Genomic DNA, 20,388 nt, shown 5'->3' with positions numbered 1-20,388 from the left:
TGGGGCGCTCAGGCGCCTTGCGGCAGCCGCAGTTGCGGCGACAGGCGCAGGGTGTCGATGGCGGCGCGGAGCATGCGCTCGACGCGCGGCCAGATATCGCCCTTGAGACGGTCGGACCAACAGATGGTGCCGAACACGCCTTCGATCAGGGAGTGCAGATAGACATTGGACAGGCGCACGTCCAGGGCGCGCGGCAGGTCGTCGCGGCTGACGGCGGCGCGCAGCAGTTTTTCGGACGTGCGCAGGGCGTGGCGTTCCCACAGGTCGCGCCGGCGCAGGAGCGGCGCGTTCTCGTCGCTGCGTTCGCACTTGAGGTACAGGATTTCCAGCACGCGCTGCACCGAGCCTTCCTCGGCGTAGATCTGCACGTACTGGCGCATGGAGGTATAGAGCGATTCGAGCGCCTCGCCCTCGGTCGACACCCGGGTCATGGGTGCGGCTTCGCCCAGCGCGCGGTCGCACATGGCGATGCAGACATCGATCTTGTTCTTGTAATGGCCGTAGACGGCGCCCCGGGACACGCCCGCGAAATCAGCGATATCGCTCATGGTGGTGCTGGCCACCCCCTTGGACAGGAACACGTGTTCGGCAGCGTCCAGGATGCGGTCACGGGTGCGTTGGGATTCTTCTTTCGTCTTGCGGGCCATACAAAGATCTCCTTGAAAAGGGTTGACGGGAACGGGACAAGAAAACGGCGGCCCGACTTGCGACGGCCGCCGATGGCGCACTGTAAATATGTGTGCAGGCGCCAGCATACTTTTGAACAAAACAATTAATCAAGCATGACGGATTAAATGATAGACTGCGTGCCCCACAGGGAAAACCCGCGCACTTCCCTCTCTCGCCCTCCCCGGGCGCACCACAATAATTTTTAGAAAATGACGCACCCAGTCCCCCTGAGAGCGCTCGCTCTCGCAACCGTAGTGGTTCTTGTTTCTGCCTGCTCGCCCAAGGACGCTTCTGAAGCCGCCAAGGCGCCCGCCGACGTCGGCGTCATCGTGGCCCGGCCCACGCCCACGGCCGTGGCCAGCGAACTGCCCGGCCGCCTGGAACCCTATCGCGAGGCCGAGGTCCGCGCTCGGGTGGCCGGCATCGTGATCCGCCGCCTGTATGAAGAAGGCCAGGAAGTCACGCGCGGCGCGCCGCTGTTCCAGATCGACCCGGCGCCGCTGCAGGCCGCCTACGATTCCGAGGCCGCGTCGCTGGCGCGCGCCCAGGCCAATCTGTCGGCCGCGGCCGACAAGCTGCGCCGCTACGCCGACCTGGTGTCGGACCGCGCCATCAGCGAACGCGACCACGCCGAAAGCGTGGCCCAGGAACGCCAGGCCCGCGCCGAAGTGGCGCTGGCCCGCGCCAACCTGCAAAGCGCCAAGCTGAAACTGGACTACGCCCGCGTGACCTCGCCGATCGACGGCCGCGCCCGCCGGGCGCTGGTGACCGAGGGCGCGCTGGTGGGCGAAGGCCAGGCCACGCCGCTGACGGTCGTGCAGCAGCTAGACCCGATCTACGTCAACTTCTCGCAACCGGCGGCCGAGGTCATGCAGTTGCAGAAGCAGATTCGCGCGGGCGCCGTGCAGGGCGTCGCGCCCGACCAGGTGCGGGTGCGGCTGGTGCTGCCCGACGGGTCGGAATACGGGCGCGGCGGCACGCTGTCGTTCTCGGACCTGGCGGTCGACCCCGGCACCGACAACATCACCCTGCGCGCCGTGTTCGACAACCCCGAACGCGAACTGCTGCCCGGCATGTACGTGCGGGTGCGGCTGGCGCAGGCCGTCAACCGCGACACCTACCTGGTGCCGCGCAACGCGCTGCTGCGCGGCGCCGATGGCGCGCACCTGCTGGTAGCGGGCGACGACGGCGCGTTGCGCAGCATTGCCGTGACGGCGCATCGCCTGCTGGGGCCGAACTGGGTCATCACGCAGGGGCTGTCGGGCGGTGAACGCGTGGTCGTCGAGAACGTCACGCAGCTGGCCCCCGGCCAGACGATCAAACCGGTCGAGCGCGCTGCGCCCACGGCGCCCGCCCCGGCCGCAGGAAACCAGGAAAAAAGGTAACCGCCATGGCGCGTTTCTTTATCGATCGCCCCGTTTTCGCGTGGGTGATCTCGCTGCTGATCGCGTTGGTCGGCCTGTTGTCGATCCGCGCGCTGCCGGTGGCGCAGTATCCGGACATCGCTCCGCCCGTCGTGAACATCGGCGCCAGCTACCCGGGCGCCTCGGCCAAAGTGGTCGAAGAGGCCGTCACCGCCATCATCGAACGCGAGATGAACGGCGCCCCGGGCCTGATGTACACCTCGTCCAGCAGCGATTCGACCGGCTGGGCCAGCATCAACCTGACCTTCAAGCAGGGCACCAACCCGGACATCGCGGCCGTGGAAGTGCAGAACCGGCTGAAGGCGGTCGAGCCGCGCCTGCCCGAATCCGTGCGCCGCGACGGCGTGCGGGTGGAAAAGGCCGCCGACAACATCCAGCTGGTGGTGTCGCTGAAGTCGGACGGCAGCCTGGACGACATGCAGCTGGGCGAACTGGCGGCGTCCAACGTTCTGCAGGCGCTGCGGCGCGTGGAAGGCGTGGGCAAGGTGCAGTCGTTCGGCGCCGAAGCGGCGATGCGCATCTGGCCCGACCCGGCCAAGCTGACCGCGCTGTCGCTGACGCCCGGCGACATCGTGACGGCGCTGCGCAGCCAAAACGCACGCGTCACCATCGGCGAACTGGGTAACCAGGCCGTGCCGAAAGACGCGCCGCTGAACGCCAGCATCGTGGCCGGCGAATCGCTGCACACACCCGAACAGTTCGGCAACATCCCGCTGCGCGCGCAGCCGGGCGGCGCCACCCTGCGCCTGAAGGACGTGGCGCGGGTGGAACTGGGCGGCACTGACTATATGTATCTGTCGCGGGTGAACGGCCTGACCGGCACCGGCCTGGGCATCAAGCTGGCGCCGGGGTCGAACGCGGTCGAGACCACCCGCCGCATCCGCGACACGATGCGCGAGCTGGCGCAGTACTTCCCGCCCGGCGTCACCTGGGACATTCCGTACGAGACCTCGACCTTCGTCGAGATCTCGATCCAGAAGGTGCTGATGACGCTGCTTGAGGCCGTGGCGCTGGTGTTCTGCGTGATGTACCTGTTCATGCAGAACCTGCGCGCCACGCTGATTCCGACGCTGGTGGTGCCGGTGGCGCTGCTGGGCACGCTGGGGGTGATGCTGGCGCTGGGCTATTCGATCAACGTGCTGACCATGTTCGGCATGGTGCTGGCCATCGGCATCCTGGTGGACGACGCCATCGTGGTGGTCGAGAACGTCGAGCGCATCATGGCCGAGGAAGGCCTGTCGCCGCATGACGCCACGGTCAAGGCCATGGGCCAGATCAGCGGCGCCATCGTCGGCATCACGGTGGTGCTGGTGTCGGTGTTCGTGCCGATGGCGTTCTTTGACGGCGCCGTGGGCAACATCTACCGCCAGTTCGCCGTGACGCTCGCCGTGTCGATCGCCTTTTCGGCCTTCCTGGCGCTGTCGCTGACGCCGGCGCTGTGCGCCAGCCTGCTCAAGCCGATTCCCGCCGGCCACCACGAAAAGCGCGGCTTCTTCGGCTGGTTCAACCGCGCCTTCGCGCGCCTGACGGTGCGCTACACGGCGCGCGTGTCGGGCGTACTGGCACGGCCGGTGCGCTTCGGCCTGGCCTACCTGCTGGTGATCGGCGTGGCCGCGCTGCTGTTCGCGCGGCTGCCGTCGTCGTTCCTGCCGGACGAGGACCAGGGCAGCTTCATGGCCATGGTGATCCTGCCGCAGGGCTCGCCCCAGGCCGAGACCATGGCCGTGGTGAAGGACGTGGAACGCTACATGATGGAGCACGAGCCGGTGCAGTACGTGTATTCGGTCAACGGTTTCAGCCAGTACGGCAGCGGCCCGAATTCGGCCATGTTCTTCGTGACGCTGAAAGACTGGAAAGAACGCCGCGCGGCGTCGCTGCACGTGGACGCGGTGGTCAAGCGCATCAACGCCGCCTTCGCCGACCGCAAGAACCTGATGGTGTTCGCGCTGAACTCGCCGCCGCTGCCGGACCTGGGCTCGACGTCGGGCTTTGACTTCCGGCTGCAGGACCGCGGCGGCCTGGGCTACCAGGCCCTGACCGAGGCGCGCCAGAAATTGCTGGCGGCCGCTGCCAAGCATCCGGCGCTGACCGAAGTGGTGTTCGCCGGCCAGGAAGAAGCGCCGCAGCTGCAATTGCGCGTGGACCGCGACAAGGCGCAGGCCATGGGCGTGCCGATCGACGAGATCAACACCGCGCTGGCGGTGATGTATGGGTCGGACTATATCGGCGACTTCATGCTGAACGGCCAGGTGCGGCGCGTGATGGTGCAGGCCGATGGCAAGCGCCGCATCGACGTCGACGACATTTCGCGGCTGCACGTGCGCAACCTGCAAGGCCAGATGGTGCCGCTGTCGGCCTTCGCCACGCTGAAGTGGGACATGGGCCCGCCGCAGCTGAACCGCTACAACGGCTTTCCGTCGTTCACGCTGAACGGATCGGCCGCGCCGGGGCACAGCAGCGGCGAGGCCATGCGTGCGATGGAATCGCTGGCGGCCGAACTGCCGCGCGGCATCGGCTTTGACTGGTCGGGGCAGTCGTACGAAGAACGGCTGTCCGGCAACCAGGCGCCGGTGCTGTTCGCGCTGTCGGTGCTGATCGTGTTCCTGGCCCTGGCCGCGCTGTACGAAAGCTGGTCCATCCCGCTGGCCGTGATTCTGGTGGTGCCGCTGGGCGTCATCGGCGCGCTCTTGGGCGTGACGGTGCGCGGCATGCCCAACGACATCTATTTCAAGGTCGGGCTGATCGCCACCATCGGCCTGTCGGCCAAGAACGCGATTCTGATCGTGGAAGTGGCCAAGGACCTGGTGCGCGATGGCCAGGGCATTCTGTCGGCCACGCTGGAAGCGGCGCGGTTGCGGCTGCGCCCCATCGTAATGACCTCGCTGGCATTCGGCGTGGGCGTGCTGCCGCTGGCGCTGGCCACCGGCGCCGCGTCTGGCGCGCAGGCGGCCATCGGCACCGGCGTGCTGGGCGGGATCATCACGGCCACCGTGCTGGCGGTGTTCCTGGTGCCGCTGTTCTTTCTTATCGTGGGGCGCATGGTTGGCATGCGCGCCCGCCCCGCGCGGCCCCCGGCCCGCGAATCGCTGGAGACCACGCCATGAAGTCCATGGCCATGACCCTGCTGGCGCTGGCCTTGTCCGGCTGCTCGCTGGCGCCGACTTATGAGCGCCCCGCGGCGCCCGTGCCGGCGCAGTACGACACGCCGGCCCAGGCCGGCCAAGCCGCGCCGCCGCAAGACTGGCGCGCCTATTTCAACGACCCTGCGCTGCAAGCCTGGATCGAAGCCGCGCTGGCCAACAACCGCGACCTGCGCGTGGCAGCGCTGCGCATCGAAGAGGCGCGCGCGCTGTACGGCGTGCAGCAGTCGGAACGCCTGCCCGCTATCGACGGCAGCGGCGAATTCAGCCGCGGCCGCGCCGTGGAACCCGGCCAGCCGCGCATGCCGGTCGCCAACCGCTATCGCGCCGCCGTCGGCATCACCGCGTTCGAGCTGGATTTCTTTGGCCGCGTGAAAAGCCTGTCCGACGCGGCGCTGTCGCGCTACCTGGCCAGCGCCGAGGCGCACCGCGCCGCCACGCTGGCGCTGGTGGCCGAAACCGCCACGGCCTACTTCAACCAGCGCTCGCTGGCCGAGCAACTGCGCCTGACGGACCGCACGCTGGCGCTGCGCGAGACGACGCTGCAACTGACCCGGCGCCGCTTCGATGCCGGGCTGGAAACCGCCATCGGCCTGCGCACCGCCGAGATGCTGGTGGAAACCTCGCGCGCCACCCGCGCCGACCTGATCCGCGAGGCCAGCCTGGCGCGGCATGCGCTGGGCCTGTTGGCGGGGGATTTCTCGCTGGCGGCGGGCATCGACCCGGCGCCGCTGGAAAGCCAGAGCCTGACGCCGCTGGCCGCCGGCCTGCCGTCGGACCTGCTGATGCGCCGCCCCGACCTGCGCCAGGCCGAGAATGTGCTGCGGGCCGCCAACGCCGACATCGGCGCGGCGCGCGCGGCCTTCTTCCCGTCGGTGCAACTGACCACCGATATCGGCACCACCGCCGGCAGCTTTTCGGACCTGTTCAGCGCCGGCACCGGCAACTGGACCTTCGCGCCGCGGCTGACGCTGCCGATCTTCAACGCCGGCCGCAACCGCGCCAACCTGTCGCTGGCCGAAACCCGCCGCCACATCGCGGTGGCGCAGTACGAAGGCAGCGTGCAGGCCGCGTTCCGCGACGTGGCCGACGCCCTGTCGGCGCGCGATGCGCTGCGTGACCAGATCGAGGCGCAGCGCTTGGTGCGCGACGCCGACCGCGAACGCCAGCGGCTGGCCGAGCGCCGCTATGCGCGCGGCGTGGCCGACTACCTGGAGATGCTGGAAGCCCAGCGCAGCCTGTTCGAATCCGAACAGCAATACATCCGGCTGCAGCAGCGCCGGCTGGTGAATGCGGTGGACTTGTACAAGGCCCTGGGCGGCTGGGACGACGGCCGCGATCCGGCCTCGTAGCGCCCCCGGCCGTCAGGGGCGCGCGCTGACGCGGTAGGCACAGCGGCGCGCGCCCAGCAGGATGTGTTCTTCGCGCTCGATGCGCACGCCCTCGCCCAGCGCCTGGCGGAACAGTTCCAGTTCGCTGCGGCAAAAACCCATACAGGCCTGGGCCGCCGCACAGATGGGACAGTGGTTTTCGATGAACAGGAAATCGTCGCCGTCGCGGCGCATTTCGGCCATGTAGCCTTCGGCCGAGCGCTGCTGCACCAACCGCTGCAACTGTTCTTCGAGCGTGGCGGCGCCCGCCAGCGCCTGCCGGTAGCCGGTCAGCATGGCGGTTTCACGCACCGAAATCAGCTTGTCCACGCCGTCTTCGCCGAACACCTGGCGCACGGCGTTGATCATCTGCACCGTCATGTCGGCATGAGTATCCGGAAAGCGGCGGTGGCCGGCGTCGGTCAGGAACCAGATCTGGGTGGGCCGCCCGCGCCCGGCGCTGCGGCTTTCCGAGTCGACCAGGCTTTCAGCGTGCAGCCGCGTCATCTGCTGGCGTACCGCTTCAGCCGTGACCTCCAGCTGGCGTGCGATGGCCGCCACGGACTGCGGGCCGCGCGTCTTCAGGGTCATGAGCACGCGGTCCGCAGGCTGGTGCGGCTGCCAGGTAACGGGTTTGGACAGGTTGTCGGACATGGAATCAGGGTTGGGCGCCAAGCCCCTATGGTGCCACGAACCGCGCCCCCAGGGTCAGCCGGCGGGGGCCGGCGCGGCAGCCGCCGACGGGGCATTGCCGGCCTCGACGGGCGCCTCCCAGCCGCCGCCCAGCGCCTTGTACAGCGCCACAAGACTGGTGTAGGACTCGGTTTCGGCCACCGCCACGGCGTCCTGGGCGCGCAGCAAGGTGCGCTGCGCGTCCAGCACCGTCAGGTAGGGCGTGCTGCCTTCGCGGTAGCGCAGCCTTGCCAGGTCGGCCGCGCGGCGGCTGTGCGCGGCGGCCTCGGCCAGGTTGCCCAGGCGCTGCTGGGTCTGGCCGTATTGCGTCAGCGCCCCTTCCATTTCCTCGACCGCCTGCAACACCGTCTGCTCGTAGCGCGCCGCCTCGCCCTGCGAACGCGCCTGCGCCGCGCGCTTGCGCGCCAGGGCCGTGGGCAGGTTGAACGCCGGCCAGTTCACGCCCGGCGTCACGCTGAAGGCGCGGCTGGCCGCCGAGCCGAAATCGCCACCGCGCAAGGCCACGAAGCCCAGGAAGCCGCCCAGGTCGATGCGTGGATACAGCTCGGCGGTGGCCACGCCCACGTCGGCATTGGCCGCGGCGCGGTTGCGCTCGGCGGCGGCCACGTCGGGCCGGCGAGCCAGCAAGGCGCCGACATCGCCAATGGGCAGGCGCGCGGCCAGCGGCGCCTGCGGCGTGGCCGTGTCCAGCTCGCCCAGTTCCACCGGCCGCAGGCCCGCCAGCACCGCCAGGCGGTAACGCGCCAGGCGCCGGGCGGTTTCCTGCAAGGGCACGCTGGCCTGCACGGTTTCCAGTTCGGCGCGAGCGCTGGCCAGATCCCCTTCGTCGCCCCGGCCGGCCGACACCATCGCCTGGATCACGCGCAGGCTGTCGCGCTGGCTGTCCAGATTGGCGCGCGCCACTGCCAGGCGCTGTTCGGCGCCGCGCAGCTCGAAGTAATTGCGCGCCACTTCGGCCGCCACCACGATGCGCGCCTGCGCCAGGTCGGCGGCCTGCGCTTCGCTGCGCGCCGCGGCGCCTTCGGCCGCCCGCCGCAGGCGGCCGAACAGGTCGATTTCCCAGGTGGCATCGAAGCCGGCGCGGTAGCTCTCGGCCAGGCTGCGCTGGCCCGGCACGCCCGAATTCAGCTGCGACAGGCTGCGTTCGAAATTTCCGCCCAGCGTCACCGTGGGCAACTGGTCCAGTTGCTTCTCGTCGAGCACGGCGCGCGATTCGGCCAGACGGGCCTGGGCGATACGGATGTCGTGATTGCGTTGCAGCGCCAGGGCGATCAGGCGGTCCAGTTGCGGGTCTTGCAACTGCTTCCACCAGTCCGCCTGCACGCGGTCGGTGGAAAACAGCGCCTGTTCCGGGCTGGCCAAGGTCACTGGTGCGTCTTGCGGCTTCTGGTACTCGGGGCCGACGGCGCAGCCGGCGGCGGCCAGCGCGGCCAGCAGCGTCACGACGCCGCGGCGCAAGCGCAGGATTAAATCGGGATGTTTCATGGTCGTTTCCTCTATGCCTCAGTGCGACGGCGCCGGTTGCGCGTCTTCGGCCTGCGCCTGGGCCAGTTCACGGGCGCGCGGCGTATCGTTGGCGGCGCGGTGGTCGCGGGCCAGCACGGTGTAGACGGTGGGCAGCACGAACAGCGTGAACAACGTGCCCACCAGCATGCCCACCACGATGACCAGGCCCAGGCTGTAGCGGCTGTGGGCGCCGGCGCCGCTGGCGAACAGCAGCGGGATCAGGCCCACCACCATGGCAGCGGTGGTCATCAGGATGGGGCGCAGGCGGATGCGGGCGGCCTGCTCCATGGCGCTGCGGCGGTCCAGCCCGTGGCTGACCTGCATCTCGTTGGCGAACTCCACCATCAGGATGCCGTGCTTGCTGATCAGCCCGATCAGCGTCACCAGCCCGATCTGCGTGTAGATGTTGATGGTGGCCATGCCCAGCGCCAGCGGAATCAGCGCGCCGCAGATCGACAGCGGCACGCTCACCAGGATGATGAACGGGTCGCGCAGGCTTTCGTACTGCGCCGCCAGCACCAGGTAGATGACGATGATGGCGAACATGAAGGTGATCATCAGCGCCGAGCCTTCCTGGCTGAACTGGCGCGCGTCCGACTGCCAGTCGTAGCTGAAGCCGGCCGGCAGCGCCTGGGCCTGGCGCGTCAGGAACTGCACCGCGTCGCCCATGGTCACGCCCGGCATCGGGATGGCCTGGAAGGTGGCGGCGTTGAGCTGGTTGAACTGGGTCAGCTTGTTGGGTTCGACCCCCATCGACACCGACACGATATTGGACAGCGGCACCTGCGCGCCGCTGGCGCTCTTGACGTAGTACTGAGCCAGCGATTCCGGCGAGATGCGCTGCTGGCGCAGGCTTTGCGGAATCACGTCGTACGAGCGGCCGTCCATGCCGAAGCGGTTGACGTAGTTTTCGCCCACCAGTATGGCCAGCGTATCGCCCACGGCCTTCATGGTGACGCCCAGGCTGTTGGCCTTGGCGCGGTCCACCTTCAGCTGCACCACGGGGTTGTTGTAGTCCAGGTCGCTGTCGACCACCATGAACAGGCCGCTTTCACGGGCCGCCTTCTTCAGGGTTTCCATGGCTTCATAGACGACGGGGTAGTCGGCCGCGCTCATGATGACCATCTGCACGGGCAGCCCCCCGGTGGAACCCGGCAGCGGCGGCAGCTGGAAGGCGAAGATGTTGCTGCCTTCGATCTGGTTCACCCTGGACTGCATGTCGGCCTGGATCTGGTCGGCCGAGCGCTTGCGGTCCTGCCAGTCGACGAAGTCGACGCCGCCGATGCTGTTGGCCACGCCGTCCGAGCCATTGATCAGCCAGCGGCCCTTCTGTTCGGGCAACGTAGCCATGACGTCGTCCCACTTCTTGCCGAATTTCTCGACGTAGTCGATGTTGGCCTGCTGCGGCGACTTGATGGCCGTGAGCACGGTGGACTGGTCTTCGACCGGCGCCAGTTCGCGCTGGGCGGCGTTGTACAGGAACGGCAGGCTGGCCAACACCGCCGCGGCCACCAGGCCGGTCACCCAGCGGTGGTGCAGCGACACGTCCAGCAGGCGGCCGTAGGCATCGCCCAGCCGGTTGAAGAAGCGCTCGGCGCGGCGCGCCATCCAGCCTTCGGACACGTGGCTGTTGAGCATGAACGAACTCATCACGGGCGACAGCGTCAGCGCAATGACGCCCGACACCACCACCGCCCCCGCCAGCGTGAAGGCGAATTCCTTGAACAGCGACCCCGTCAGCCCGCCCATCAGGCCGATGGGCGCGTACACCGCCGCCAGCGTGATGGTCATGGCGATCACCGGGCCGGCCACTTCGCGCGCCCCGATCAGGGCGGCGCGCACCGGCGACTTGCCTTCTTCGATGTGGCGGTGCACGTTCTCGACCACCACGATGGCGTCGTCCACCACCAGGCCGATGGCCAGCACCATGGCCAGCAGCGTCAACAGGTTCACGCTGAAGCCGAACAGCGCCATGATGGCGGCGCCGCCCAGCATCGACAGCGGAATCGTCACCACCGGGATCAACACCGCGCGCAGCGACCCCAGGCACAGGAAGATCACCGCCACCACGATGATGATGGCTTCCATCAGCGTATGCACCACGCCGTCGATCGATGCGCTGATGAAGCGCGCCAGCTCGAACGGCACCTGCACGCTGGTGCCCGGCGGCAGGTTCTGCTTGATGTTGGGCAGCAGCTCGTTGAGCCGCTTGACGATCACCAGCGGGTTGCCCACCGGCGTGGCATTCAGGCCGAAGTACACCGCGGGTTCGCCGTCCATCAGGCCGCTGGAATCGGTCGAGGCCGCGCCCAGTTCCACGGTCGCCACATCGCCCAGGCGCACAATGGCGTCGCCGTCGCGCTTGATGACCATGTCGCGGAATTCCGCCACGTTCACCAGGTCGGTGTTGACCTTGATGTTGGACGCCACGTACAGGCCCTTGACCTGGCCGGGCGCGGCCTGCACGTTGTTCTGGCGCAGGGCATCGTCCAGCTCGCTGGCCGAGATGCCGCGGGCCGCCAGGCGGTTGGGGTCCAGCCATATCCGCATCGCCAGCTTCTGGCCGCCGTAGAGTTCCACGCTGGCCACCCCTTCGATGGACGACAGCTGCGGCTGCACCACCCGCGACAGATAGTCGGTCAGGGCCGGCAGCGCCATCGTGGTGCTGGAAAAGCCCACGTAGGCCACCGCCGTGGCCTCGCCGGCCGACTTCACCAGCACGGGGTCGTAGGCGTCCTGCGGCAAGCGGTATTTGACTTCGTTGACCTTGGCCATGACCTCGGTCATGGCCTTGTTGGAATCGGCATTGAGCTTCATGCGCACGGTGATCACGCTGCGCCCCTGGGTCGATGACGACGACAGGTAGTCGATGCCTTCGACCGTGGCGACAGACTGCGCGATGGGCTGCGTGACGAAGCCCTGCATCAGGTCGGGCGAGGCGCCCGGGTATTGCGTGGTGATGGTGATGGTGGTGCTTTCGGTCAGCGGGTACTGGCGGATGGGCAGGCCGCTCAGGGCGCGCAACCCCATCAGCAGGAGCAGCGTGCTGACCACCAGCGCCAGCACGGGCCGGCGTACGAACAGATCGGTGAATTTCATGTCAGGCTCCGCGCGCTCACCGGGCTTGCGCCACGGATTGGGTGCCGGCATCCAGCGCCACGGTGTCCTGGGCGCTGATCTCGACGGACGCGCCGTTGTGCAGGCGCAGTTGGCCCGAGGTCACGACCCGGTCGCCCGGCTTCAGACCCTTGGTCACCACGACCCGGCCGAGGGTGCGTTCGGCCGTCTGCACATAGGCCTGGGCCACGGTCGGCGGGGCCGAGGCGTCGCCCGCCTTGGGCGGCACCACCACATAGACCGAATCGCCGTAAGCGCTGTAGCTGACGGCGGTTTCCGGTACGGTGATCACGCCCTGGCGCGGCGGCAGCACGACCTTGCCGTGGGCGAACATGCCAGCGGCCAGCGCGCCGTCGGCATTGGTCAGCGTGGCCTGCACCCGCACCGTGCGCGTGCCGGGATCGACCTGCGGCTCGATGGTGGTGACGGTCCCCTCGAATACCCGGTCGGCATGGGCGTCGACCGTCACGGCCACCGGCTGGCCGGCCCGCAGCGCGCCCAGGGCCTGCTCGGGCAAGGTGATGTTGGCGTAGACGCTGGCCGCGTCGGTCAGCGATACCAGCGGGTCGCCGGCGCGGGCGAACTGGCCCAGGTTCACGCGGCGCACCCCCAGCACGCCGTCGAACGGCGCCTTGATGCGTTTTTGCTCGATCAGCGCCTGGATGCGCTTGATGTCCCCGGCGGCCTGGTCGTAGTCGGCCTGCGCCTGGTCCAGCTGTTCCCGGGTGGCGGCCTGCAGCGGCACCAGGCGGCGGGTGCGGTCCAGCAAGGTCCGCGCGTTCTTGGCCTGGGCCTGCAGCCGGGCCAGTTCGCCCTGTTCGGGCGCGTCGTTCAGTTGCACCAGCAGTTGGCCGGCGCGGACTCGGTCGCCCGCGGTGAACAGGATCTGCGCCACCCGGCCGTCCACTTCGGCGGGCACCAGCACCTGGCGGGTGGCCTCCAGCGACGCGATGCCCGACAGCGCCACGGGGAAATCCGCCTGCGCCGCAGGGGCCACCGCGACCTTGGCCGGCGCCATGGCCCAGCCGCCCTTGTGCGACGACCCGCCGAACTTCCAATACAGGCCGCCGCCCGCCACCACCGCCACGACCAGGATGCCGGCCGCCCATGCGCCAGATGTTGCCTTCATGATTCGCTCGCTATTTATCAAAGGAATGGCTTGGATAATCCGCGAAATCCCGAAGGAAGTCAAAATACCTAAAGTAATGTTGAGGATTGATAAATCCTATCGGCGAAAAAAAGCCGCCGGCACGGGGCCGGCGGCAGGGCGATGCGGGGAAAGACAACCGGGCCGGTACGGGACCGGCCGGGCGCCTAGGTGCGCACCATATGCAGGTAATGGCGGTGGCGTTCGTACTGGTCCAGGATGTCGCCGATGACGGCGTCGCGGCTCCAGCCCATGATGTCGTAGTCCTGCCCGCCTTCGCGCAGATGCACTTCGGCGCGGAAATACTTGCGTTCTTCTTCGTCGGCCGCCTCTTCGGGCGTCAGGCTGGGGCGCACGAAGGCCCGCGGCTGCACGGAATAGAAGAAGTCCAGGTGCTCGCCGTGGTTCACTTCCAGCACGGCGCTGCCCTCGTCGGCGTCTTCCTTGACCACGACGTCGTAGCCCTGCTTGCGCAATTCGTCGGCCACGTCTTCCAGCGCGGGCGTGACCACGTCGGACACGAAGCGCACCACGTGGGCCCGGCGCGGCATCATCACCATGTTGCGCAGCCGGCGCTCCCACGACTGGCCGCCGCGTGTCGGCCGCGACAGGGTCAGCGACTGGTAGCGGATGCCGCGCTTGGTGGCGTCCAGCTTCAGCGCCTTGAACAGGCCCCACAGCGACAGCAGCAGGATGATCGAGAACGGCAGCGCACTGGCGATGGTGGCCGTCTGCAATGCCGTCAGGCCGTCGGCCAGCAGCAGCGCGATGGCCACCGCCCCCATCGACAGCGACCAGAAGATGCGTTGCCACACCGGGGTGCGGTCGGCGCCGCCGGAGGCCAGCAGGTCCACCACCAGCGCCCCGGAGTCGGCCGAGGTGACGAAGAACACCGCCACCATCGCGATCGCGAAGATCGACATCACGCTGCTCCAGGGCAGCAGTTCAAAAAACGCGAACAGAGCCAGCGCGTTGTCGTTCTTGACCGTTTCGGCAAAGCCCTTGACCCCGTCGACCAGGATGAAGTGGATGGCGGTGTCGCCGAACACCGTCATCCAGAACAAGGTGAACCCGGCCGGCACCAGCAGCACGCCGCTGACGAATTCGCGGATGGTGCGGCCGCGCGAGATGCGGGCGATGAACAGGCCCACGAACGGCGACCACGCGATCCACCAGCCCCAATAGAACAGCGTCCAGCCGCCGATCCAGTCGGACGGCTCGTAGGCATACAGGTTGAAGGTCTTGTTGACGATGTCGGACAGGTAGGCGCCAGTATTCTGCACGAAGGTCTGCAGCAGGAACACGGTAGGGCCGGCCACCAGCACGAACAGCAGCAGGATCACCGCCAGCACCATATTGGCTTCGGACAGGATGCGGATGCCCTTGTCCAGGCCGCTGGCCACGGACAGCGTCGCCAGGCCGCAGGTGATGACGATCAGGATGATCTGCGGAATCACGCCCACCGGAATGCCGAACAGGTGGTTCAGGCCGCTGTTCATCTGGGCCACGCCCAGCCCCAGCGACGTTGCCACGCCCAGCACGGTGCCGATGATGGCGAAGACGTCGACCGCGTGGCCGATGGGGCCGTGGATGCGGTTGCCGATCAGCGGGTACAGCGCCGAACGCAGGGTCAGCGGCAGGCCGTGGCGAAAGCTGAAGAACGCCAGCGTCAGCGCCACCACCGCGTAGATGGCCCAGGCGTGCAGGCCCCAGTGGAAGAACGTGATCTTCATGGCTTCGCGCGCCGCGGCGGCGGTGGCGCCCTCGCCCACCGGCGGCGACATGAAGTGCATGACCGGTTCGGCCACGCCGAAGAACATCAGCCCGATGCCCATGCCGGCCGAGAACAGCATGGCGAACCAGGTGAAATTGCGATAGTCGGGCTCGCTGTGGTCGGGCCCCAGCTTGATGTCGCCATAGCGGCTGATGGCCAGGAAGGCCACCGACAGCAGGATGATGGCGACCACCAGGATGTAGAACCAGCTGGCGTTGCCCAGGATCCAGCGCTGGATCGATTCGAACAGGTTCTGCGCGGTCTTGGGCGCCGTGATGGCAAAGCCCACCAGCAGCAGGGTGAACAACGCAGCCGAAAAGAATACGGGTCGGTTGATCGTGGATGGTCGGGTTTCTGAAGACATGCTGCGGCTCCTTTCGCCCGAGGGATGCGGGGCTGCGGCGCTGGCCCCCTCAGTCCAGCCGGCGCGCCGCCGTTATTACTATCATGCCGCGCGCCCGCCTGACAAACCGGCGGGCGTCCTGTCCTTAATCCGGGCCGTGCTCGCCGAACACGACGCGGCGAAAGAATCCGGCCAGCACCGATTCGGTGGTCTCGGCCGTGACGCCCTGCGGGTCGAAGGCGAAGCTGAAGTGCATGCCGTCGGACAGCGCCAGCAGGCCGATGGCCAGTTCGCGTGCGGGCATGGGCAACGGCGTGCCGACCCGCTCGGAAAACTGGCTGACGTATTCGGTGGTGGCTTGGCGCAATTCACGCAGACAGGCGGTGAAGCCGACCCGGAATTCCGGGTCGCGGGCGGCCTGCAGCTTGCCTTCCATCCAGAGCAGGAAGCATTCGTTGTCGCGGAAATGGGTGCTGTAGTAGTGCAGCACGCTGGCTTCCATCTGCTCGCGGGTTTCGCCGGCATCGAAGATGGCGCGCATGTCGGCCATGACGTTGTCGTGGTCGCGCTTGAGCAGTTGCAGGAACAGGTCGGATTTGCTTGCGAAATTGGAATAGAACGCGCCGCGCGTGTAACCGGCGAGCTCGGCGATGTCTTCGACGCTGGCGGCGACGAAACCCTTGGACAGGAAGATCGATTGCGCGGCATCGAACAGGCGCTGGCGCGTCTGGTCGCGGCTTTGCTCTCGGGTAAGGCGGACTTTTGACATGGGGCGATTCTAGCACCGCCACGCATTTCAGATTCACCCTTGTATTTGAATACATTGCTGCATTAGAATCCATGCCGTATCGGATTGCCAGCGCGTCTCGACCGCCTGTAAAGGCCGCCTCGCACCCGTCTCTCTTACTGCCCGCGTCGCGAGGTGTTTCGTGAATTTCCCTGTTCCTGGCGCGCTAGCCGCGCTGACTCTGGCACTGGCCCTGGCCGGCTGCGGCAGCAAAGAACCCGAGGCGCCCGCACCGCGCCCGGTCGTGGCCATGCCCGCCAAGGCCGACGCCGCCCTGCCCGCCTGGACCCTGCCCGGCGAAGTGCAGGCGCGCTACAGCACGCCGCTGTCGTTCCGCGTGGGCGGCAAGATCGTCGAGCGCCTGGTGCGCCTGGGCGACACGGTCAAGCCCGGCCAGGTGGTGGCCAAGCTGGACCCGGCCGACGCCACCAAGAATGCCGCCAGCGCCCGCGCCCAGCTGTCGGCCGCCCAGCACCAGCTGGACTACGCCAAGCAGCAGCTGGACCGCGACCGCGCCCAGGCCAAGGAAAACCTGATCGCCGCCAACCAGCTGGAACAGACCCGCAACGCCTACGCCTCGGCGCTGGCGCAGCGCGACCAGGCCGCGCAGCAGGCCGCCCTGTCGGCCGACCAGCTCAAATACACCACGCTGGCCGCCGACCATGCCGGCGTCATCACCGCCGAACAGGCCGACACCGGCCAGAACGTCTCCGCCGGCCAGGCGGTCTACAACCTGGCCTGGTCCGGCGATGTCGATGCCCTGTGCGACGTGCCCGAAAGCGTGCTGGCGGGCCTGGCCATCGGCCAGCGCGCCACCGTCACGCTGGCGCCGCTGCCCGGCAAGACCTTCACTGCCGTGCTGCGCGAGATCGCGCCGGCGGCCGACCCGCAAAGCCGCACCTACCGCGCCAAGCTGACCCTGGAATCGCCCCCGCCCGAAGTGCGGCTGGGCATGACGGCCAACATCAGCTTCGACAACCGCCAGGCCAACGGCGCCGTCACCTACACCGTGCCGGCTACCGCGTTGTTCCATGACGGCACCGAACCCGCCGTGTGGGTGGTCAAGCCGCAGGAAGACACGCTGGAACTGCGCCGCGTGCAGGTGCTGCGCTACGACGCGCGCACCGTCACGCTGTCGCAGGGCGTGCAGGCCGGTGAACGGGTGGTCTGGCAAGGCGTGCACGCCGTGTCGGCCGGCGAGAAGGTCCGCGCGGTGCCGCCGCTGCACCCCGAGGACTTCGCATCATGAGCGCGCCGGTTCCCGAACATCCCGACGCGCACCGCCACGAAGAAGGCAAATTCAACCTGTCGGCCTGGGCCCTGCGGCACCAGCCGCTGGTGATCTTCATCATCACGCTGGTGACGCTGTTCGGCGTGCTGTCGTATTCGCGGCTGGCGCAATCCGAAGACCCGCCCTTCACGTTCCGCGTGATGGTCATCAAGACCCTGTGGCCCGGCGCCACCGCGCAGCAGGTGCAGGAACAGGTCACCGACCGCATCGCCAAGAAGCTGCAGGAAACGCCTTCCACGGACTTCATGCGCAGCTACTCGCGCCCGGGCGAATCGCTGATCTTCTTCACCATGAAGGACTCGGCGCCGGCCAGCGAGGTGGCCAACGAGTGGTACCAGGTGCGCAAGAAGGTCGGCGACATCGGCGCGACCCTGCCGCAAGGCGTGCAGGGGCCGTTCTTCAATGATGAATTCGGCGACGTCTACACCAACATCTACACCCTGGCGGGCGACGGCTTTTCGCCGGCCCAACTGCGCGACTACGCCGACAACCTGCGCACGGTACTGCTGCGCGTGCCCGGCGTGGCCAAGGTGGATTACTTCGGCGACCAGCCCGAACACGTCTATATAGAAATCAGCAATACCCAACTGACGCGCCTGGGCGTGTCGCCGCAGCAGATCGCCGAGGCCATCAACAACCAGAACGCGGTGGCCAGCGCCGGCACGCTCACGACTGCCGACGACCGCATCTTCGTGCGGCCCAGCGGCCAGTTCAGCGACACCCGCGCCCTGGCCGAAACGCTGATCCGCGTGAATGGCAAGTCGATCCGGCTGGGCGACATCGCCACCATCCACCGCGGCTATGACGACCCGCCGGCCGAGCAGATGCGCACCGGCGGCCAGCCGGTGCTGGGCATCGGCATCACGATGCAGCCGGGCCAGGACGTGGTGCACCTGGGCCGCGCACTGGACGCCAAGTTCAGCGAACTCAAGGCGCGGCTGCCCGCTGGCCTGACGCTGACCGAAGTGTCGAGCATGCCCAAGGCGGTGTCGTTCTCGGTGGACGAATTCCTGCGTTCGGTGGCCGAGGCCGTGGCCATCGTGCTGATCGTCAGCCTGGTGTCGCTGGGCCTGCGCACCGGCATGGTGGTGGTGATCTCCATCCCCGTGGTGCTGGCCATCACGGCGCTGTTCATGGACATGTTCGGCATCGGCCTGCACAAGGTGTCGCTGGGCACGCTGGTGCTGGCGCTGGGCCTGCTGGTGGACGACGCCATCATCGCGGTCGAGATGATGGCGGTGAAGCTGGAACAGGGCTGGAGCCGCGCACGCGCGGCCGCCTATGCCTACACCAGCACCGCCTTCCCGATGCTGACCGGCACGCTGGTGACGGTGGCGGGCTTTCTGCCGATCGCGCTGGCCAAGTCCAGCACCGGCGAATACACCCGGTCCATCTTCCAGGTGTCGGCGATTGCGCTGATCACGTCCTGGTTCGCCGCCGTGGTGCTGATTCCGCTGCTGGGCTACCGCATGCTGCCCGAACGCAAGCGCGAGGCCCATCTGCCCGATGACCACGAGCACGACATCTACAACACCCGCTTCTACCAGCGCCTGCGCGGCTGGGTGGCGTGGTGCGTGGACCGACGCTGGCGCGTGCTGCTGGCCACCATCGTGATCTTCGTCGTGTCGATGGCCGGCTTCAGCCTGGTGCCGCAGCAGTTCTTTCCCAGTTCGGACCGCACCGAGCTGCTGGTGGACGTGCGGCTGCAGGAAGGCGCGTCGTTCGCCGCCACGCTGCGCCAGGTGGAACGGCTGGAAAAGGCGCTGGAAGGCCGCCCCGAGATCGCCCATTCGGTCAGTTTCGTGGGCACCGGCGCGCCGCGCTTCTACCTGCCGCTGGACCAGCAGCTGGCCACGCCCAATTTCGCCCAGGTCGTCATCACCGCGAACTCGGTGGAGGACCGCGAAAAGCTGGCCCGCTGGCTGGAACCCATGCTGCATGAACAGTTCCCGGCAATCCGCAGCCGCCTGTCGCGACTGGAAAACGGCCCGCCCGTGGGCTTTCAGGTGCAGTTCCGCGTCAGCGGCGACAAGATTGCCGACGTGCGCCAGGTGGCGGAGAAAGTGGCCGCCGAGGTCCGCGCCGACAGCCGCTCGGTCAACACGCAGTTCGACTGGGACGAGCCGTCGGAACGCTCGGTGCGCTTTGACATCGACCAGCAGAAGGCGCGCGAGGTCGGCGTCACGTCCAACGACATTTCCAGCTTCCTGGCCATGACGCTGTCGGGCTACACCGTGACGCAATACCGCGAACGCGACAAGCTCATCAACGTGAGCCTGCGCGCCCCCAACGACGAACGCATCGACCCCGCCCGCCTGGCCACCCTGGCCATGCCCACGCCCAATGGCCCGGTGCCGCTGGGCAGCCTGGGCCACGTGCGCTACGGCCTGGAATACGGCGTGATCTGGGAACGTGACCGCCAGCCCACCATCACCGTGCAGGCCGACGTCAAGAGCGGCGCCCAGGGCATCGACGTGACCCACGCCATCGACAAGAAGCTGAACGCGTTGCGGGCCGAGCTGCCCGTGGGCTATCGCATCGAGGTCGGCGGCCCGGTCGAGGAAAGCGGCAAGGGCCAGTCGTCCATCAATGCGCAGATGCCGATCATGGTCGTGGCGGTGCTGACCCTGCTGATGGTGCAGCTGCAAAGCTTCGCCCGGGTACTGATGGTGGTGCTGACCGCGCCGCTGGGCCTGATCGGCGTCGTGGCTGCGCTGCTGCTGTTCGGCAAGCCCTTCGGCTTCGTGGCGATGCTGGGGGTGATCGCAATGTTCGGCATCATCATGCGCAACTCGGTGATCCTGGTGGACCAGATCGAGCAGGACATCCGCGCCGGCCACAAGCGGGTGGACGCGATCGTCGGGGCCACGGTGCGGCGTTTCCGCCCCATCACCCTGACCGCCGCGGCCGCCGTGCTGGCGCTGATTCCGCTGTTGCGCAGCAACTTCTTCGGCCCCATGGCCACCGCGCTGATGGGCGGCATCACCAGCGCCACCGTGCTGACGCTGTTCTTCCTGCCCGCCCTGTACGCGGCCTGGTTCCGCGTGCGCCACGACGAGCGCGAAGAACCCGAAGGCGTGCCGCCCGGCGCCAATGCCGGCGACACGGCCGTACGAGGAGCCTGACG

General features: G+C 68.0%; 12 protein-coding genes. 5 read left to right on the top strand and 7 right to left on the bottom strand.

Going from position 1 to position 20,388, the window contains the following annotated elements; all coding sequences use genetic code 11:
- Nucleotides 1–8: 8 nt before the first annotated feature.
- Nucleotides 9–647, bottom strand: a complete 639-nt coding sequence (axyZ, locus tag U858_RS0110135) for a multidrug efflux transcriptional repressor AxyZ (protein ID WP_025137046.1) — start codon at nucleotides 645–647, stop codon at nucleotides 9–11.
- Between the two features lie 231 nt (nucleotides 648–878).
- Here axyZ and U858_RS0110130 point away from each other — a divergent pair, with 231 nt between their 5' ends.
- The 3 genes from U858_RS0110130 to oprZ are packed head-to-tail and all read left to right on the top strand — an operon-like array spanning nucleotide 879 to nucleotide 6,585.
- Nucleotides 879–2,054, top strand: coding sequence for a MexX/AxyX family multidrug efflux RND transporter periplasmic adaptor subunit (locus U858_RS0110130; protein ID WP_025137045.1), 1,176 nt, complete (start codon nucleotides 879–881; stop codon nucleotides 2,052–2,054).
- 5 nt (nucleotides 2,055–2,059) lie between these two features.
- A complete protein-coding gene (gene axyY, locus U858_RS0110125; RefSeq protein WP_025137044.1) occupies nucleotides 2,060–5,197 on the top strand; it encodes a multidrug efflux RND transporter permease subunit AxyY in 3,138 nt (1,045 codons plus the stop codon).
- A complete protein-coding gene (gene oprZ, locus U858_RS0110120) occupies nucleotides 5,194–6,585 on the top strand; it encodes a multidrug efflux RND transporter outer membrane subunit OprZ (protein ID WP_025137043.1) in 1,392 nt (463 codons plus the stop codon). The genes axyY and oprZ overlap by 4 nt, the downstream gene beginning before the upstream one ends.
- A 12-nt stretch (nucleotides 6,586–6,597) precedes the next feature.
- On the opposite strand, the gene U858_RS0110115 is transcribed toward oprZ, so the two are convergent.
- The 6 genes from U858_RS0110115 to U858_RS0110090 all read right to left on the bottom strand — a co-directional run bounded on the left by U858_RS0110115 (nucleotide 6,598) and on the right by U858_RS0110090 (nucleotide 15,952).
- Nucleotides 6,598–7,257 (bottom strand): metalloregulator ArsR/SmtB family transcription factor, encoded by a 660-nt coding sequence (locus U858_RS0110115; protein WP_025137042.1) that lies wholly within the window; start codon nucleotides 7,255–7,257, stop codon nucleotides 6,598–6,600.
- 54 nt (nucleotides 7,258–7,311) lie between these two features.
- The gene (locus tag U858_RS0110110; protein WP_025137041.1) at nucleotides 7,312–8,781 is read right to left on the bottom strand and encodes an efflux transporter outer membrane subunit; all 1,470 of its coding nucleotides are present in this window, start codon (nucleotides 8,779–8,781) and stop codon (nucleotides 7,312–7,314) included.
- Between the two features lie 18 nt (nucleotides 8,782–8,799).
- Nucleotides 8,800–11,901: a MexW/MexI family multidrug efflux RND transporter permease subunit gene (locus U858_RS0110105; protein ID WP_025137040.1), complete on the bottom strand. Its 3,102-nt coding sequence runs from the start codon at nucleotides 11,899–11,901 to the stop codon at nucleotides 8,800–8,802.
- Nucleotides 11,902–11,917: 16 nt separating this feature from the next.
- Complete coding sequence (locus U858_RS0110100) at nucleotides 11,918–13,048, bottom strand: efflux RND transporter periplasmic adaptor subunit (RefSeq protein WP_025137039.1); 1,131 nt, start codon at nucleotides 13,046–13,048, stop codon at nucleotides 11,918–11,920.
- A 185-nt stretch (nucleotides 13,049–13,233) separates the two neighbouring features.
- A complete protein-coding gene (locus U858_RS0110095) occupies nucleotides 13,234–15,204 on the bottom strand; it encodes a choline BCCT transporter BetT (protein ID WP_025137038.1) in 1,971 nt (656 codons plus the stop codon).
- A gap of 124 nt (nucleotides 15,205–15,328) precedes the next feature.
- The gene (locus tag U858_RS0110090; RefSeq protein ID WP_025137037.1) at nucleotides 15,329–15,952 is read right to left on the bottom strand and encodes a TetR/AcrR family transcriptional regulator; all 624 of its coding nucleotides are present in this window, start codon (nucleotides 15,950–15,952) and stop codon (nucleotides 15,329–15,331) included.
- A 160-nt stretch (nucleotides 15,953–16,112) separates the two neighbouring features.
- Here U858_RS0110090 and U858_RS0110085 point away from each other — a divergent pair, with 160 nt between their 5' ends.
- Nucleotides 16,113–17,219: an efflux RND transporter periplasmic adaptor subunit gene (locus tag U858_RS0110085; RefSeq protein WP_025137036.1), complete on the top strand. Its 1,107-nt coding sequence runs from the start codon at nucleotides 16,113–16,115 to the stop codon at nucleotides 17,217–17,219.
- Complete coding sequence (locus tag U858_RS0110080) at nucleotides 17,216–20,386, top strand: efflux RND transporter permease subunit (protein ID WP_025137035.1); 3,171 nt, start codon at nucleotides 17,216–17,218, stop codon at nucleotides 20,384–20,386. Before U858_RS0110085 ends, U858_RS0110080 begins: the two co-directional genes overlap by 4 nt.
- Nucleotides 20,387–20,388 lie beyond the last annotated feature (2 nt).

The sequence above is a fragment of the Achromobacter sp. DH1f genome, from assembly GCF_000633435.1.
GTDB classification, from domain to species: Bacteria; Pseudomonadota; Gammaproteobacteria; order Burkholderiales; family Burkholderiaceae_B; genus Achromobacter; species Achromobacter deleyi.
The sequence above is the reverse complement of the archived record's forward strand: the minus strand, read 5'-3'. Positions and strand labels throughout refer to the sequence as shown.

Excerpts from the sequence above, each read along its gene's own strand:
- axyZ (WP_025137046.1), bottom strand. The coding sequence starts at position 647 with ATGGCCCGCAAGACGAAAGAAGAATCCCAACGCACCCGTGACCGCATC.
- U858_RS0110130 (WP_025137045.1), top strand. The coding sequence starts at position 879 with ATGACGCACCCAGTCCCCCTGAGAGCGCTCGCTCTCGCAACCGTAGTG.
- axyY (WP_025137044.1), top strand. The coding sequence starts at position 2,060 with ATGGCGCGTTTCTTTATCGATCGCCCCGTTTTCGCGTGGGTGATCTCG.
- oprZ (WP_025137043.1), top strand. The coding sequence starts at position 5,194 with ATGAAGTCCATGGCCATGACCCTGCTGGCGCTGGCCTTGTCCGGCTGC.
- U858_RS0110115 (WP_025137042.1), bottom strand. The coding sequence starts at position 7,257 with ATGTCCGACAACCTGTCCAAACCCGTTACCTGGCAGCCGCACCAGCCT.
- U858_RS0110110 (WP_025137041.1), bottom strand. The coding sequence starts at position 8,781 with ATGAAACATCCCGATTTAATCCTGCGCTTGCGCCGCGGCGTCGTGACG.
- U858_RS0110105 (WP_025137040.1), bottom strand. The coding sequence starts at position 11,901 with ATGAAATTCACCGATCTGTTCGTACGCCGGCCCGTGCTGGCGCTGGTG.
- U858_RS0110100 (WP_025137039.1), bottom strand. The coding sequence starts at position 13,048 with ATGAAGGCAACATCTGGCGCATGGGCGGCCGGCATCCTGGTCGTGGCG.
- U858_RS0110095 (WP_025137038.1), bottom strand. The coding sequence starts at position 15,204 with ATGTCTTCAGAAACCCGACCATCCACGATCAACCGACCCGTATTCTTT.
- U858_RS0110090 (WP_025137037.1), bottom strand. The coding sequence starts at position 15,952 with ATGTCAAAAGTCCGCCTTACCCGAGAGCAAAGCCGCGACCAGACGCGC.
- U858_RS0110080 (WP_025137035.1), top strand. The coding sequence starts at position 17,216 with ATGAGCGCGCCGGTTCCCGAACATCCCGACGCGCACCGCCACGAAGAA.